Origin of the sequence: Neisseria sp. HMSC078C12 (genome assembly GCF_001838065.1) — a bacterium.
In the GTDB taxonomy this organism is placed as follows: domain Bacteria; phylum Pseudomonadota; class Gammaproteobacteria; order Burkholderiales; family Neisseriaceae; genus Neisseria.
The window spans coordinates 1-15,604 of record NZ_KV835576.1; the positions used below are offsets into that span (position 1 = coordinate 1).

11 protein-coding genes and 1 tRNA gene are annotated in these 15,604 nt (G+C 46.3%); all 12 read right to left on the reverse strand.

The window, feature by feature from the left end; translation table 11 throughout:
- Nucleotides 1-116 precede the first annotated feature (116 nt).
- Nucleotides 117-2,222, reverse strand: coding sequence for an elongation factor G (gene fusA, locus HMPREF2596_RS00005; protein ID WP_070848779.1), 2,106 nt, complete (start codon nucleotides 2,220-2,222; stop codon nucleotides 117-119).
- A gap of 18 nt (nucleotides 2,223-2,240) precedes the next feature.
- Nucleotides 2,241-2,711: a 30S ribosomal protein S7 gene (gene rpsG / locus HMPREF2596_RS00010; RefSeq protein WP_002240962.1), complete on the reverse strand. Its 471-nt coding sequence runs from the start codon at nucleotides 2,709-2,711 to the stop codon at nucleotides 2,241-2,243.
- Nucleotides 2,712-2,828: 117 nt separating this feature from the next.
- Complete coding sequence (rpsL, locus tag HMPREF2596_RS00015; protein ID WP_002218431.1) at nucleotides 2,829-3,200, reverse strand: 30S ribosomal protein S12; 372 nt, start codon at nucleotides 3,198-3,200, stop codon at nucleotides 2,829-2,831.
- A gap of 251 nt (nucleotides 3,201-3,451) precedes the next feature.
- Complete coding sequence (rpoC, locus tag HMPREF2596_RS00020; protein WP_070848781.1) at nucleotides 3,452-7,627, reverse strand: DNA-directed RNA polymerase subunit beta'; 4,176 nt, start codon at nucleotides 7,625-7,627, stop codon at nucleotides 3,452-3,454.
- Nucleotides 7,628-7,782: 155 nt separating this feature from the next.
- A complete protein-coding gene (gene rpoB / locus HMPREF2596_RS00025; protein WP_070848783.1) occupies nucleotides 7,783-11,961 on the reverse strand; it encodes a DNA-directed RNA polymerase subunit beta in 4,179 nt (1,392 codons plus the stop codon).
- A gap of 189 nt (nucleotides 11,962-12,150) precedes the next feature.
- Complete coding sequence (rplL, locus tag HMPREF2596_RS00030) at nucleotides 12,151-12,522, reverse strand: 50S ribosomal protein L7/L12 (RefSeq protein ID WP_003677916.1); 372 nt, start codon at nucleotides 12,520-12,522, stop codon at nucleotides 12,151-12,153.
- Nucleotides 12,523-12,579: 57 nt separating this feature from the next.
- Nucleotides 12,580-13,080, reverse strand: coding sequence for a 50S ribosomal protein L10 (gene rplJ / locus HMPREF2596_RS00035; protein WP_003680699.1), 501 nt, complete (start codon nucleotides 13,078-13,080; stop codon nucleotides 12,580-12,582).
- Nucleotides 13,081-13,303: 223 nt separating this feature from the next.
- A complete protein-coding gene (gene rplA / locus HMPREF2596_RS00040; protein ID WP_070848785.1) occupies nucleotides 13,304-13,999 on the reverse strand; it encodes a 50S ribosomal protein L1 in 696 nt (231 codons plus the stop codon).
- Nucleotides 13,999-14,433, reverse strand: coding sequence for a 50S ribosomal protein L11 (gene rplK, locus HMPREF2596_RS00045; RefSeq protein ID WP_002220151.1), 435 nt, complete (start codon nucleotides 14,431-14,433; stop codon nucleotides 13,999-14,001). The genes rplA and rplK overlap by 1 nt, the downstream gene beginning before the upstream one ends.
- 105 nt (nucleotides 14,434-14,538) lie before the next feature.
- On the reverse strand, nucleotides 14,539-15,072 hold the full coding sequence (gene nusG / locus HMPREF2596_RS00050; protein WP_003749258.1) for a transcription termination/antitermination protein NusG: 534 nt from the start codon (nucleotides 15,070-15,072) through the stop codon (nucleotides 14,539-14,541).
- 2 nt (nucleotides 15,073-15,074) lie between these two features.
- Nucleotides 15,075-15,350 (reverse strand): preprotein translocase subunit SecE, encoded by a 276-nt coding sequence (gene secE / locus HMPREF2596_RS00055; RefSeq protein ID WP_049323750.1) that lies wholly within the window; start codon nucleotides 15,348-15,350, stop codon nucleotides 15,075-15,077.
- Between the two features lie 133 nt (nucleotides 15,351-15,483).
- Nucleotides 15,484-15,559 (reverse strand) — tRNA-Trp (locus HMPREF2596_RS00060).
- Nucleotides 15,560-15,604: the final 45 nt, after the last annotated feature.

Consider the following 15,604-nt stretch of genomic DNA (forward strand, 5'->3'; position numbering starts at 1 on the left):
GTTTGCTACGTTCAAATTTTTCCTTAGCCATGAGCTAATTCCTTTACATATAAAGATCGATTAAAGAACAATGGCCGTCTGAAAATTTATTTTCAGTTTCAGACGGCCTTTTCTGATTAGCCTTTACGGGCTTCAGTTACAGCAGCAGCTACGTGAGCAGGAGCTTCAGCGTATTTTTTGAACTCCATGGAGTAAGTAGCACGGCCTTGGGTTGCAGAACGCAGGTCGGTTGAGTAACCGAACATTTCTGCCAGAGGTACTTCGGCACGAACTTTCTTACCGCCGATACCGTCATCATCCATACCCAATACAACGCCGCGGCGACGATTCAAGTCACCCATTACGTCACCCATGTATTCTTCAGGTGTTTCCACCTCAACTGCCATGATTGGTTCCAACAGAGCTGGGTTAGCTTTACGCATACCTTCTTTGAAGGCTTGAGACGCAGCCAATTCGAAGGCCAGTTGAGAGGAGTCAACGTCGTGTGAAGAACCGAAGATCAGACGTACACGTACGTCAACTACTGGGTAACCGGCAACGATACCGTTAGGCAAAGTATCGCGAATACCTTTATCGACAGACGGAATAAATTCGCGAGGAATCACACCACCTTTAATTTCATCGATAAATTCGTAACCCGCACCACCTGGTTCCATAGGTTCCATTTTGATCACAACGTGACCGTATTGACCTTTACCACCAGATTGTTTGGCGTGTTTGTATTCAGCTTCAACTTCTTTGCGGATGGTTTCACGGTAAGCCACTTGAGGCGCACCGATGTTTGCTTCCACGCCGAATTCGCGTTTCATACGGTCAACAATAATTTCTAAGTGCAGCTCACCCATACCGGAAATAATGGTTTGACCGGATTCTTCGTCTGTACGAACGCGGAAAGAAGGGTCTTCTTTCGCCAGACGGTTCAGGGCAATACCCATTTTCTCTTGGTCGGCTTTGGTTTTCGGCTCAACGGCAATGTGAATTACCGGCTCAGGGAATTCCATGCGTTCCAAGATGATCGGTGCGCTTTCTGCACACAAGGTCTCACCAGTGGTTACGTCTTTCAGACCGATAGCGGCTGCGATGTCGCCAGCGCGTACTTCTTCAATTTCAGTACGGTCTGCAGCAGTCATTTGTACCAAGCGACCGATACGTTCGCGAGTGCCTTTTACAGAGTTCAATACGGTATCACCGGATTTCACCACACCAGAGTAAACGCGGATGAAAGTCAACTGACCAACGTATTTATCGTTCAACATTTTGAACGCTAATGCAGAGAATTTCTCTTCATCGCTGGCTTGACGGCTGTCGGCTTCTTCAGTGTTAGGGTTAACACCTTGAACTGGAGGAATATCGGTAGGAGCAGGCAGCAATTCTACAACTGCATCCAACATACGTTGAACACCTTTGTTTTTAAATGCTGAACCGCACAACATTGGTTGAATTTCGCCAGCCAAAGTACGTTGACGCAATGCGCCTACGATTTCTTCTTCAGTCAGCTCATCACCGCCCAAGTATTTGTCCATCAATTCTTCGCTGGCCTCTGCTGCGGCTTCAATCATGTTTTGACGCCATTCTTCGGCAGTCTCAACCAATTCAGCAGGAATTTCGCTATAGGTAAAGGTTGTACCTTTATCGGCTTCATTCCAAATGATGGATTTCATTTTCAACAGGTCAACAACACCGCTGAAGCTGTCTTCCGCACCAACCGGAATCACGATAGGTACAGGGTTTGCGCGCAAACGGGTTTTCATTTGCTCAACAACGCGGAAGAAGTTGGCACCTTGACGGTCCATTTTGTTTACAAATGCCAAGCGAGGTACTTGGTATTTGTTAGCTTGACGCCATACGGTTTCAGATTGAGGTTGAACACCGCCTACTGCACAGTAAACCATTACTGCGCCGTCCAATACACGCATAGAACGCTCTACCTCTACGGTGAAGTCAACGTGTCCCGGGGTGTCGATGATATTGAAACGGTGCTCAGGGAATTGTTTCGCCATACCGGACCAATAAGAAGTCACAGCAGCAGAAGTAATGGTAATACCACGCTCTTGCTCTTGTTCCATGTAGTCGGTAGTAGCTGCGCCGTCATGCACTTCGCCCAATTTGTGAGTCAAACCTGTATAGAACAAAATACGTTCTGTTGTGGTTGTTTTACCCGCGTCAATATGGGCAGAAATACCGATATTGCGATACAGGCTGATAGGGGTCTTACGAGCCATTTTGTTAGCCTTTCGATATTAGAAACGGAAGTGAGAGAATGCTTTGTTAGCTTCAGCCATGCGGTGTACTTCTTCACGTTTTTTCAACGCACCGCCACGACCTTCAGCCGCATCAATCAATTCACCTGCCAAACGCAGGTCCATAGATTTCTCACCACGTTTACGGGCCGCATCGCGAACCCAGCGCATTGCCAAGGCCAGACGACGTGAAGGACGAACTTCAACAGGAACTTGGTAGTTTGCACCACCTACACGGCGGCTTTTCACTTCCACGATAGGTTTGGCGTTTGCAATGGCTTCGTTAAATACTTCGATTGCTACTTTGCCGGTTTTTTTCTCAATTTGCTCCAGAGCACCGTAAACGATACGCTCTGCAACAGATTTTTTACCGTCAATCATCAATACGTTCATGAATTTAGTCAGCTCAACGCTGCCGAATTTTGGATCTGGCAGTACGTCGCGCTTAGGGACTTCTCTACGTCTTGGCATTTTAATTTCCTTTAGTCTATTCAGTTGGGTCAATTCCCATGAATACCCAATTAAGTATTCACTTACTCGGCCGTTGTTCAGCTTAGGCGGCCGACGTGCCTATTTGAGTCCCGATACTTATTTAGGACGCTTAGCACCGTATTTAGAACGGGCTTGTTTACGGTCTTTAACACCTGCAGTATCCAAAGAACCGCGTACAGTGTGGTAACGTACACCTGGCAAGTCTTTTACGCGACCGCCGCGGATCAATACGACGCTGTGCTCTTGCAGGTTGTGGCCTTCACCACCGATGTATGAAATAACTTCAAAACCGTTGGTCAGGCGAACTTTACATACTTTACGCAATGCAGAGTTAGGTTTTTTAGGGGTAGTTGTGTATACACGGGTGCATACGCCGCGTTTTTGCGGGCAAGCTTCCAGTGCAGGCACTTTGTTTACGTACACGGGCTTTTGACGGCCTTTGCGTACCAATTGGTTAATAGTTGGCATATTTTCTCGTCCTGTTGAGTTAAATACTTGCCGACACCATGTCGACAAGATTGGAATTATATTTTTATTGCAAGGGTTTAGTCAAGCAAATGACTGATAAAGTTTAGTGTTTTTCTATTTATCTTTAAATTTTAGAAGCAATGGTCGTCTGAAAGATTCAGACGGCCTCGCTCTCTACCCTATTTAAGCCCTCTATAAAATAAAACCGCAAGACTGGCTTGCGGTTTTATTTTCACGAAAATCCTTCCGGATTATTCGTCTGAAGCTTCGATTTCAGAAGTTTCTTGATCGGCTTGCTGCCATTGTTGGTGACGGCTGCGGTGGTAGGTCAAACCTGTACCGGCAGGAATCAATCGACCAACAATCACGTTCTCTTTCAAACCGCGCAGCTCGTCTTGTTTGCCCATGATAGCGGCCTCGGTCAAGACGCGGGTTGTTTCTTGGAACGATGCAGCAGAAATGAAGCTGTCGGTAGACAAGGAAGCTTTGGTAATACCCAACAACACATTTTCATAACGTGCCGGCTCTTTGCCTTCAGCGATGGCTTTCTCATTCGCAAGCATCACATCGCTACGCTCGACTTGCTCGCCGGTAATAAACTCTGTATCACCAGCATCCACAATGTTCACACGGCGCAGCATTTGGCGGATGATGACTTCGATGTGTTTATCGGAAATCTTCACACCTTGCAGGCGGTAAACCTCTTGTACCTCTTGAACAATGTAGCGAGCCAATGCTTCGATACCTTGCAGACGCAGAATGTCGTGCGGATCTACGGCACCGTCCACGATGGTTTCACCGCGGTTTACCACTTGACCGTCGTGTACCAAAATCTGTTTCTCTTTAGAAATCAGCGTTTCGTATGCTACACCGTCTACGTCGGTAATAATCAGACGCTGTTTACCTTTGGTTTCTTTACCGAAGGAAACGGTACCGGTAATTTCAGCCAACATGCCGGCATCTTTCGGCACGCGTGCTTCAAACAACTCAGCAACGCGCGGCAGACCACCGGTAATATCGCGGGTTTTAGAAGACGCTTGAGGAATACGCGCCAGCACATCACCCTTACCGACTTCCTGACCTTCACGGACAGTAATCACTGCACCGACCGGGAACGCCATAGAAACCGGCGTAGTCGTACCTGGGATACAAATTTCCAAACCGTTTTCATCCAACAGTTTGACAGTCGGACGCAACAGTTTAGAAGCACCGGAGGAGCGACGTTTGCCGTCGATGACCACCAAAGTGGACAAACCGGTTACATCATCGGTCTGTTTCGCAACGGTTACACCCTCTTCTACGTTTTCGAATTTCACCAAACCTGCATGTTCGGTAATCATCGGACGGGTATGCGGATCCCAAGTTGCCAAAGTTTGACCGGCTTTAATGGCTTCTCCATCTTGTACCAACAGGATTGCACCGTAAGGTACTTTGTGGCGTTCACGCTCACGGCCGATTTCATCGTGAATCACAACTTCACAAGAGCGGCCAATGACAACCAATTCGCCTTTGTTGTTGGCAACGTAACGCATTTGGCTGCTGAAACGAGCTGTACCATTGGATTTGGCTTCCACTTGGCTGGCAGCAGCCGCACGGGATGCCGCACCACCGATGTGGAACGTACGCATGGTCAGCTGAGTACCTGGTTCACCAATAGATTGTGCAGCAATGACACCTACAGCCTCACCGGCGTTAACCAGTTTACCGCGTGCCAAGTCGCGGCCATAACAGTGTGCACACAAACCATGACGGGTTTTACAAGTAATTGGCGTACGGACTTTAACCTCGTCAACACCAGATTGGTCAATGATATCGACTAATTTCTCAGTCAGCAGTGTACCTGCCTCAACCAATGTTTCTCCTGTTGAAGGATCAACAACATCTGATGCAGTAACACGACCCAAAATACGATCGCGCAACGCTTCAATTACGTCACCGCCTTGTACTACTGCTTTCATGACAAAGCCGTCTGAAGTACCGCAATCGTCTTCAACAACGACCAAGTCTTGAGTTACGTCTACCAGACGACGGGTCAGGTAACCGGAGTTTGCCGTTTTCAACGCGGTATCCGCCAAACCTTTACGCGCACCGTGGGTCGCAATAAAGTATTGCAATACGGTCAAACCTTCGCGGAAGTTGGAGGTAATCGGCGTTTCAATAATGGAGCCGTCAGGTTTGGCCATCAAACCACGCATACCGGACAACTGTTTAATCTGAGCCGCAGAACCACGGGCACCAGAGTCTGCCATCATGTAAATAGAGTTGAAGGACTCTTGATCAACTTCGTTGCCGTCACGGTCGATGACTTTTTGTTTAGACAAGTTGTCCATCATCGCTTTAGCGATCTTATCGCCGGCACGACCCCAAATATCGACCACTTTGTTGTAACGTTCGCCGTTGGTCACCAAACCTTGACGGTATTGGTCTTCAATTTCTTTAACTTCGGCATTAGCCTCAGCCAACAAGGCTGCTTTTTCTTTCGGAATTTCCATATCGTCAACAGCAATGGAAATACCGCCTTTAGCCGCAAAACCGAAACCGGTATACATCAAGTGGTCGGCGAAAATAACTGTTTCACGCAGGCCGCACAAACGGAATGATGCGTTAATCAGTTTAGAAATTTCTTTTTTCTTCAGCGCTTTGTTGATGTATTCAAATGGCAGGCCTTTAGGCAGAATTTCGCTCAGCAATGCGCGGCCGACTGTTGTTTCGTAACGGTTAACAACAGGTTCAAACTCACCTGCTTCGTTTTTCACCCATTCGCGCAGGCGTACGGTAATTTTCGTACCCAATTCAACCTGTTTGGTATGGTATGCACGATGTACTTCTTTCACATCGGCAAACAGGCTGCCTTCGCCTTTGGCATTGATACGGTCGCGGGTCATGTAGTACAGACCCAATACGATGTCTTGGGAAGGTACAATGATTGGTTCGCCGTTAGCTGGAGACAATACGTTGTTTGAAGCCAGCATCAAAGTGCGCGCTTCCATTTGTGCTTCCAAGCTCAATGGAACGTGTACGGCCATTTGGTCACCGTCAAAGTCGGCGTTAAATGCGGCACATACCAACGGATGCAACTGAATCGCTTTACCTTCGATCAGGATAGGTTCGAACGCTTGAATACCCAAACGGTGCAGGGTTGGCGCACGGTTCAGCATAATCGGATGTTCGCGGATCACTTCTTCCAAGATATCCCATACTTCAGGTACTTCTTGTTCTACCAATTTTTTCGCTGCTTTAACGGTAGAGGCCAAACCTTGTTTTTCCAGTTTATGGAAAATGAACGGTTTGAACAGTTCCAAAGCCATTTTCTTCGGCAGACCGCATTGGTGCAGACGCAGGTATGGGCCTACGGTAATCACGGAACGACCGGAGTAGTCCACACGTTTACCCAGCAGGTTTTGACGGAAACGACCGCCTTTACCTTTAATCATGTCGGCCAACGATTTCAGCGGACGTTTGTTGGCACCGGTCATGGCTTTACCGCGGCGGCCGTTATCCAACAGAGAGTCAACTGCTTCTTGCAACATACGTTTTTCGTTGCGGACGATGATGTCAGGCGCATGCAGTTCCAACAGACGTTTCAGACGGTTGTTACGGTTGATAACGCGACGGTACAAATCGTTCAAATCGGAAGTGGCAAAACGACCGCCATCCAATGGAACCAAAGGACGCAAGTCAGGCGGCAATACCGGCAGCACATCCATAATCATCCATTCCAGTTTCATACCGGAACGATGGAAGGCTTCCAACACTTTCAAGCGTTTGGCAATTTTTTTAATTTTGGTGTCAGAACCGGTAGATTCCAGCTCTTGACGCAGGATCTCGATCTCGCCGGAAATATCCAAGGTGCGCAGCAATTCGCGGATACCTTCCGCACCCATTTTGGCATCAAAGTCGTCGCCGTATTCGTCCAGCTTGTTGTAGTAATCGTCTTCAGTCAGCAATTGACGGCGTTGTAACGGAGTCATGCCGGGATCGGTCACCACGAATGCTTCAAAGTACAATACGCGTTCGATATCACGCAACGTCATGTCCAATACCATACCCAGGCGGGAAGGCAGGGATTTTAAGAACCAGATGTGGGCAACAGGTGCAGCCAATTCGATATGGCCCATGCGTTCGCGGCGCACTTTGGACAGGGTAACTTCTACACCACATTTTTCACAGGTTACGCCTTTAAATTTCAAGCGTTTGTACTTACCGCACAAACATTCATAGTCTTTGACCGGACCAAAGATTTTGGCGCAGAACAAACCGTCGCGCTCAGGTTTGAACGTACGGTAGTTAATGGTTTCAGGTTTTTTAACTTCGCCATAAGACCATGAGCGGATGGTTTCGGGAGAGGCAATACCAATTTTGATGGCATCAAACTCTTCTTCCATGCCGGCGGTTTGCAACGGATTAAATAAGTTCAACAAATTCATTTTTGCTCCTTGAAGGAAGTATTTTTACCGCGTGGCGGATTTTCGATATTGGAAACGGTACTTTTGATTTCAGACGGCCTAAATGCCGATTGCTTTATTCTTATTCTGAAACCGCTTTTTCAGACGACCTTAAAAGGCCGTCTGAAAACTTCTGTTTAGTAGCGTTCCAAATCGATATCCAAGCCCAGTGAGCGAATCTCTTTAACCAATACGTTGAAGGATTCAGGCATACCGGCATCGATTTTGTGTTCGCCTTTGACGATGTTTTCGTACATTTTGGTACGACCGTTCACGTCGTCCGACTTCACTGTCAGCATCTCTTGCAACGTGTATGCTGCACCGTACGCTTCCAGTGCCCAAACCTCCATCTCACCGAAACGTTGGCCACCGAACTGGGCTTTACCGCCCAGAGGTTGTTGGGTAACCAGACTGTACGGACCGGTAGAACGGGCGTGCATTTTTTCATCAACCAAGTGGTGCAGTTTCAGATAGTGCATCACACCGACTGTTACCTTGCGGTCAAACGGTTCGCCAGAGCGTCCGTCATACAGCGTGATTTGGGTTTTGCTGTCGTTGAAGCCCAATTTTTCGACTTCAGGATCATCGCTTGGATAAGCCAAATTCAGCATTTCGCGGATTTCAGACTCTTTCGCACCGTCGAATACAGGAGAGGCGAAAGATGCACCTTTGCGCAGGTTAGAAGCCAATTCAATGATTTCTTCATCTGTCAGGCTGTCTAAATCTTCTTTCTTACCGCTGCTATTGTAGAGTTTGTTCAAGAACTCGCGCAGCTCGCTGGCTTTGCGTTGCTCTTTCAGCATACGGTCGATACGCTCACCGATACCTTTTGCCGCCCAACCCAAGTGAACTTCCAAAATCTGACCAATGTTCATACGGGAAGGTACGCCCAACGGGTTCAGTACGATGTCCACCGGACGTCCGTCAGCCATGTAAGGCATGTCTTCAACCGGCAGAATGCGTGATACCACACCTTTATTACCGTGGCGGCCCGCCATTTTGTCACCGGCTTGCAGACGGCGTTTGATGGCGATAAATACTTTTACCATTTTTTGTACGCCCGGCTGCAGCTCGTCGCCTTGGGTCAGTTTTTTCTTCTTGATCTCATACAACTCGTCCGCTTCTTCGCGTTTTTGTTGCAGGCTCAATTTAATCAGTTCCAACTGTTTGGCCAAATCTTCGTCAGCCAGGCGGATGTCAAACCAATCATGTTTGCTGGACAGGCTTGCCAGATATTCAGTAGTAATTTCGCTGCCTTTAGCCAGCTTCATCGGACCACCGTTGGCTTTTTGGCCGACAATCATGCGCTCAATACGGTCAAATGCGTCGTTATCGAAAATACGCAACTGGTCGCTCAAGTCTTGACGGTAACGTTTCAGCTCAGAATCAATAATGGATTGAGCACGTTTGTCGCGTTGGATACCTTCACGGGTAAAGACTTGAACGTCGATAACGGTACCGCTCATGCCGGTAGGCATACGCAATGAAGTATCTTTTACATCAGACGCTTTTTCACCGAAGATGGCACGCAGCAGTTTTTCTTCAGGAGTCAGTTGGGTTTCGCCTTTAGGCGTTACTTTACCTACCAAGACGTCACCGGCTTCTACTTCCGCACCGATGTAAACAATACCGGATTCATCCAAACGGTTTTGCATACGTTCGGACAAGTTCGGAATATCGCGGGTAATGTCTTCCGCACCCAGCTTGGTATCACGGGCAACAACGTTCAATTCCTCAATGTGAATCGAAGTATAGCGGTCGTCTGCAGCTACTTTTTCAGAAATCAGAATCGAGTCTTCGTAGTTGTAACCGTTCCACGGCATAAAGGCGATGGTCATGTTTTGACCTAGAGCCAATTCACCCAAATCGGTGGATGCACCGTCGGCAATCAAATCGCCGCGTTGCAAAACATCGCCTGCTTTGACAGCCGGACGTTGGTTGATGTTGGTAGATTGGTTGGAGCGGGTAAATTTAACCAAGTTGTAAATATCGACACCCACTTCACCGGCAGTCGCCTCATCGTCATGGACACGAATCACCACACGGTTGGCATCAACATACTCAACCACACCGCCGCGGCGGGCAACGATTGCAGTAGCAGAGTCAACGGCAACGGAACGCTCAATACCCGTACCAACCATCGGTTTTTCAGGACGCAGGCATGGTACGGCCTGACGTTGCATGTTGGCACCCATCAATGCACGGTTCGCGTCATCATGCTCCAAGAATGGAATCAGGGATGCCGCTACGGATACCACTTGACCAGTTGCCACGTCCATATATTGGACACGGTCAGGCGTTGCCATAATGGTTTCGCCTTTTTCGCGACAAGTTACCAAGTCACCAATCAAATTACCGTCTTTGTCCAAATCAGCATTCGCCTGTGCAATCACATAGCGACCTTCTTCGATGGCAGACAAGTAATCGATTTCTTCAGTTACCTTACCATTAACAACGCGGCGATAAGGTGTTTCCAAGAAGCCATAATCATTGGTGCGCGCATAAACGGACAATGAGTTGATCAAACCAATGTTCGGACCTTCAGGTGTTTCAATAGGACATACACGGCCATAGTGGGTCGGATGTACGTCTCGCACCTCAAAGCCTGCACGTTCGCGAGTCAAACCACCCGGGCCCAATGCAGATACACGACGTTTATGAGTTACTTCAGACAATGGGTTGGTCTGATCCATAAACTGGCTCAATTGGCTAGAACCGAAGAATTCTTTAATCGCAGCAGAAACAGGTTTCGCATTAATCAAGTCATGCGGCATCAAGTTCTCAGATTCCGCTTGATTCAAACGTTCTTTAACGGCACGTTCTACACGAGCCAAACCACTGCGGAATTGGTTTTCTGTCAACTCGCCTACGGAACGAACGCGACGGTTGCCCAAGTGGTCAATATCATCTACTTCGCCATGACCATTACGCAATTCAACCAATGTGGCAATGGAAACTACAATGTCTTCTACGCTCAGAACGTAACCGCCTTTTTCAGCTGCGCCGGCCAAAGTCTCATTTAACAGACGGCCATACCAAGAGTTTTGTTGTGCTTCGGACAATTTTTGCTCGTATGTGCGCGTATTGAATTTCATACGGCCTACACGAGACAAGTCATAGCTGTCTTCACTGAAGAACAAACGGTTGAAGAGCTGCTCGACAGCTTCTTCGGTAGGTGGTTCGCCAGGACGCATCATGCGGTAAATTGCCACACGGGCAGCTTGTTGGTCGGCTGTTTCATCTGTACGCAGAGTGCTGGAAATATAACCGCCCTGATCCAATTCATTGATATACAGGGTAGTAATTTCTTTTACGCCGTTAATATCAAGTTTGGCCAACAGCTCTTCTGTGATTTCATCGTTAGCAGAAGCCAATACTTCGCCGGTTTCCGGATCAATCAGATCAGTAGCCAATGCTTTACCCAACAGGCTTTCTGGTTCCACATCCAGTCGAGTCAAGCCCGCATTGGTAATATCACGGATATTTTTCGCAGTAATACGTTTACCTTTGGCAACTAATACATTGCCTTCTTTATCCAAGATATCAACTTTGGCAGTTTCGCCTTTCAGACGGCTTGCAACCAGATCTGTTTGAACACCGTTTGGAGACAAATAGAAAGTTTCTTTGTCATAGAAAATATCCAAGATTTGCTCATTGTTGTAGCCCAACGCTTTCAACAAAATCGTAACCGGCATTTTACGGCGACGGTCGATACGAAAATACAATAAATCTTTTGGATCAAACTCGAAATCCAACCATGAACCACGGTAAGGAATAATGCGAGCAGAGAACAACAGCTTACCGGAAGAATGAGTTTTACCACGGTCATGCTCAAAGAACACACCTGGAGAACGGTGCAACTGGGAAACAATCACACGTTCGGTACCGTTAATGACAAACGAACCACTTGGCGTCATCAATGGGATTTCGCCCATATACACTTCATTTTCACGGACTTCTTTGACTGTCGGTTTAGATGCTTCTTTATCCAAAATCACCAAACGGATACGTGCACGCAATGGAGCCGCATAAGTAATACCGCGCAATTGACATTCAGGAATATCGAACAAAGGTTCGCCCAATGTGTAATGCACAAACTCCAATCGTGCATAACCATTATGGCTCACAATCGGGAAAATAGAATTGAATGCTGCTTGCAGACCATCATCAGTACGTTGGTCAAAAGCGTTTTCCAGCTGCAAAAATTTCGCATAAGAATCGATTTGGGTTGCCAGCAGGAAAGGAACATCCAAGACATTCTCTCGCTTTGCAAAACTCTTACGGATACGTTTTTTCTCGGTAAACGAATAGCTCATATACACTCCGAAAAGCAATTTTAAATAATAGGCCGTCTGAAACAACGGCATGCATCAACCTGATATTTACATTTATTTGCAATGATTTTATCAAGACTATGCAAATAAATGTAAACAATACCTGATGCTTATTTTAAGAAGCAAAATAAGGCTGGCAGAAAACTGCCAGCCTTCACAGGAAGCATCAAATTATTTGATTTCGACTTTAGCGCCGGCTTCTTCCAGTTGTTTTTGGATGTCTTCAGCTTCAGCTTTAGAAACACCTTCTTTCAGAGTTTTAGGTGCACCGTCAACGATGTCTTTAGCTTCTTTCAGACCCAAGCCAGTGATAGCGCGGACAACTTTAATCACGCCAACTTTTTGATCACCAGCAGAAGCCAATACTACGTCAAATTCAGTTTTTTCTTCAGCAGCAGCTGCACCAGCACCTGCAGGACCTGCAACTGCAACAGCAGCAGCAGAAACGCCAAATTTCTCTTCAAAAGCTTTAACCAGGTCGTTCAATTCCATTACGGTCAAAGAACCAACGGCTTCCAAAATGTCTTCTTTAGTAATAGCCATGCTATTTTACTCCAAATATTGTATTAAAAAATAATTGATTAAATGAAACAAAATCGATTAAGCGGCTTCTTCGCCAGCTTTTTTCTCTGCCAAAGCAGCCAAACCACGTGCAAAGCCTGATACAGGAGCTTGCATAACGAACAACAGTTTGGACAACAGCTCTTCGCGGCTTGGAATAGAAGCCAACTCAGCAACCTGAGCAGGATTCATCACTTCGCCATTGTAAGAACCGGCTTTAACGATGATTTTGTCATCTTTTTTCGCGAATTGGTGCAGCACTTTAGCAGCAGCAACAGCATCTTCAGAAGCAGCGTAAACCAATGGACCAACCATTTGATCGGCCAAACCTGCGAATGAAGTACCCTCTACTGCGCGACGAGCCAGAGTATTTTTCAGAACGCGCAAGTAAACGCCTTCTTTACGTGCATTTGCACGAAGCTCAGTCATGCTGGAAACACTGATACCGCGATATTCAGCGACTACGAGAGTTTGAGCGTTAGCAATTGCTGCGCTAATTTCCTCTACGGCCACTTTCTTGGTTTCAATATTGAGACTCAAGGTCTACCTCCCACTGTTTATAAACAGGATACCGAAATGATATCCCACCAGCGCGGTAACCTAAAAAGACATCTTACAAGCAATCTTGCAATGTGTTTCAGGACTACCGTCTGCGTAGGGCAGTTACGATTAAATCTTACGATCCCTACGGTCTTGGACATCTACTTAATTTTAAGTAGCCCAAATTCAGGCAATCCAGAAAGCCGGATCACCTGAAAATTTCTTAGTTGTTCACGCTTGCAGTATCAACGCGAACACCCAAACCCATGGTGCTGGATACAGCAACTTTTTTCAGGTACTGACCTTTAGCAGCAGCAGGTTTGGCTTTAACGATAGCATCCAGCAACGCATTGAAGTTTTCTTTCAAGTCAGCTTCAGCGAAAGAAGCACGACCGATAGTTGCGTGAACGATACCGGCTTTATCTGTACGGTATTGTACTTGACCTGCTTTTGCATTTTTAACTGCTTCAGCAACGTTAGGAGTAACAGTACCTACTTTAGGATTTGGCATCAGGCCACGAGGACCCAAGATGGTACCCAATTGACCAACGATACGCATTGCATCAGGAGAAGCAATAACAACGTCAAAGTTCAGGTTACCAGCTTTGATTTCAGCAGCCAGATCTTCAAAACCGACAATATCTGCACCAGCTTCTTTAGCAGCTTCTACATTTGCACCTTGTGTAAATACAGCTACGCGAGTTGTTTTACCGGTACCTTTAGGCAGAACGACTGAACCACGAATAACTTGGTCAGATTTACGAGGATCAACGCCCAAGTTGAAAGATACGTCAACAGACTCGTCAAATTTAGCGGTAGCAGCTTTTTTAACCAAAGCAATTGCTTCGTCGATTGTGTACAGTTTATTAGCTTCAACAGAAGAGCGAAGAGCTTTCAAGCGTTTAGATACTTTAGCCATTATACAACACCCTCCACGTCCAAGCCCATTGAGCGAGCAGAACCTGCGATAGTACGAACAGCCGCATCCAAATCAGCAGCAGTCAAATCAGGCTCTTTAGTTTTAGCAATTTCTTCCAACTGAGCACGGGTCAATTTACCGACTTTGTTGGTCAGAGGATTAGAACTACCTTTTTGCAGACCAGCAGCTTTTTTCAACAAGATAGAAGCTGGTGGAGTTTTCATCACAAATGTGAATGATTTATCTGCAAATGCAGTAATCACGACTGGAATTGGCAAACCAGGTTCCATACCTTGGGTTGCAGCATTAAATGCTTTACAGAATTCCATGATGTTCAAACCACGTTGACCCAAGGCTGGACCAACTGGGGGAGATGGATTGGCTTTACCTGCAGGAATTTGCAGTTTAATGTAGCCGATAATTTTCTTTGCCACTTAAAGGACTCCTAAAAACGGGTATAACGCGGAACCATTCCGCTTCCCAAACAGAATTCGCGATTATATCCGCTTAAAAAAAATTTTTCAAGCGAATTAAACCACTTAAATCTTTTCAACCTGACCGAACTCTAATTCAACCGGTGTTTCGCGACCAAAAATCTGAACTGAAACACGCAGTCTATTACGTTCGTAATTAACTTCATCAACAATACCGTTAAAATCAGCAAATGGGCCTTCGTTTACTCGAACTTGCTGACCAACTTCAAACTCAACTTTTGGTTTTGGCTTCTCAACACCTGTTTTAGCTTGTTGCAAAATAGCATCTGCATCTTTTTGAGAAATTGGGATCGGGCGATTTCCACTACCGCCTACAAAACCATTTACTCGAGGAGTGCTCTTAACCAAATGCCACGAGTCATCAGTCATTTCCATTTCGACCAATACATAGCCTGGATAGAATTTACGCTCACTGATGGTTTTTCGACCATTCTTGATATCTACTACTTCCTCGACGGGCACAAGAATCTGACCGAAATAATCTTCCATGTTTTCACGAGCAATACGCTCTTTCAATGTTTTCTGGACATTTTTTTCAAAACCGGAATAGGCCTGCACCACATACCAACGCTTTGACATCTTTACCCTTTCCTATTTAATAAAACATCAAAAAACAACCATGAAATAATTGTATCTGCCACATAAATGAAGGCTGCCAAAATCGCAACAAAGATAATTACAAATACAGTCATTTTGACCGCTTCATCCCGACTCGGCCAAACCACCTTCTTGAACTCGGTCCAAGAGCTCTTAAAATATGCAAACAGACCTTCTTTCTTTTCAGGAGCTGGCTTACTACTTACCACCACTTCCTTTTTCTGATGGCCTTCTTTGTGTCCAGACGGATGTTCTGTCATCTTTACTCACTTATCAATGCCCCACCCACCATCCATTTTAGATAGCAGCATTGATCCATATAATTAATTCTAGATAATCTTAAAACTTAAGTACAAAAAAATTAACCGGCACAAGGCCGGTTAATTTTTTATTTGGCAGGCCAAGAGGGTCTCGAACCCCCAACCCTCGGTTTTGGAGACCGATACTCTACCAATTGAGCTATTGGCCTCTAAACTTAAGCGATGATAGAAGAAACCACACCTGCACCTACGGT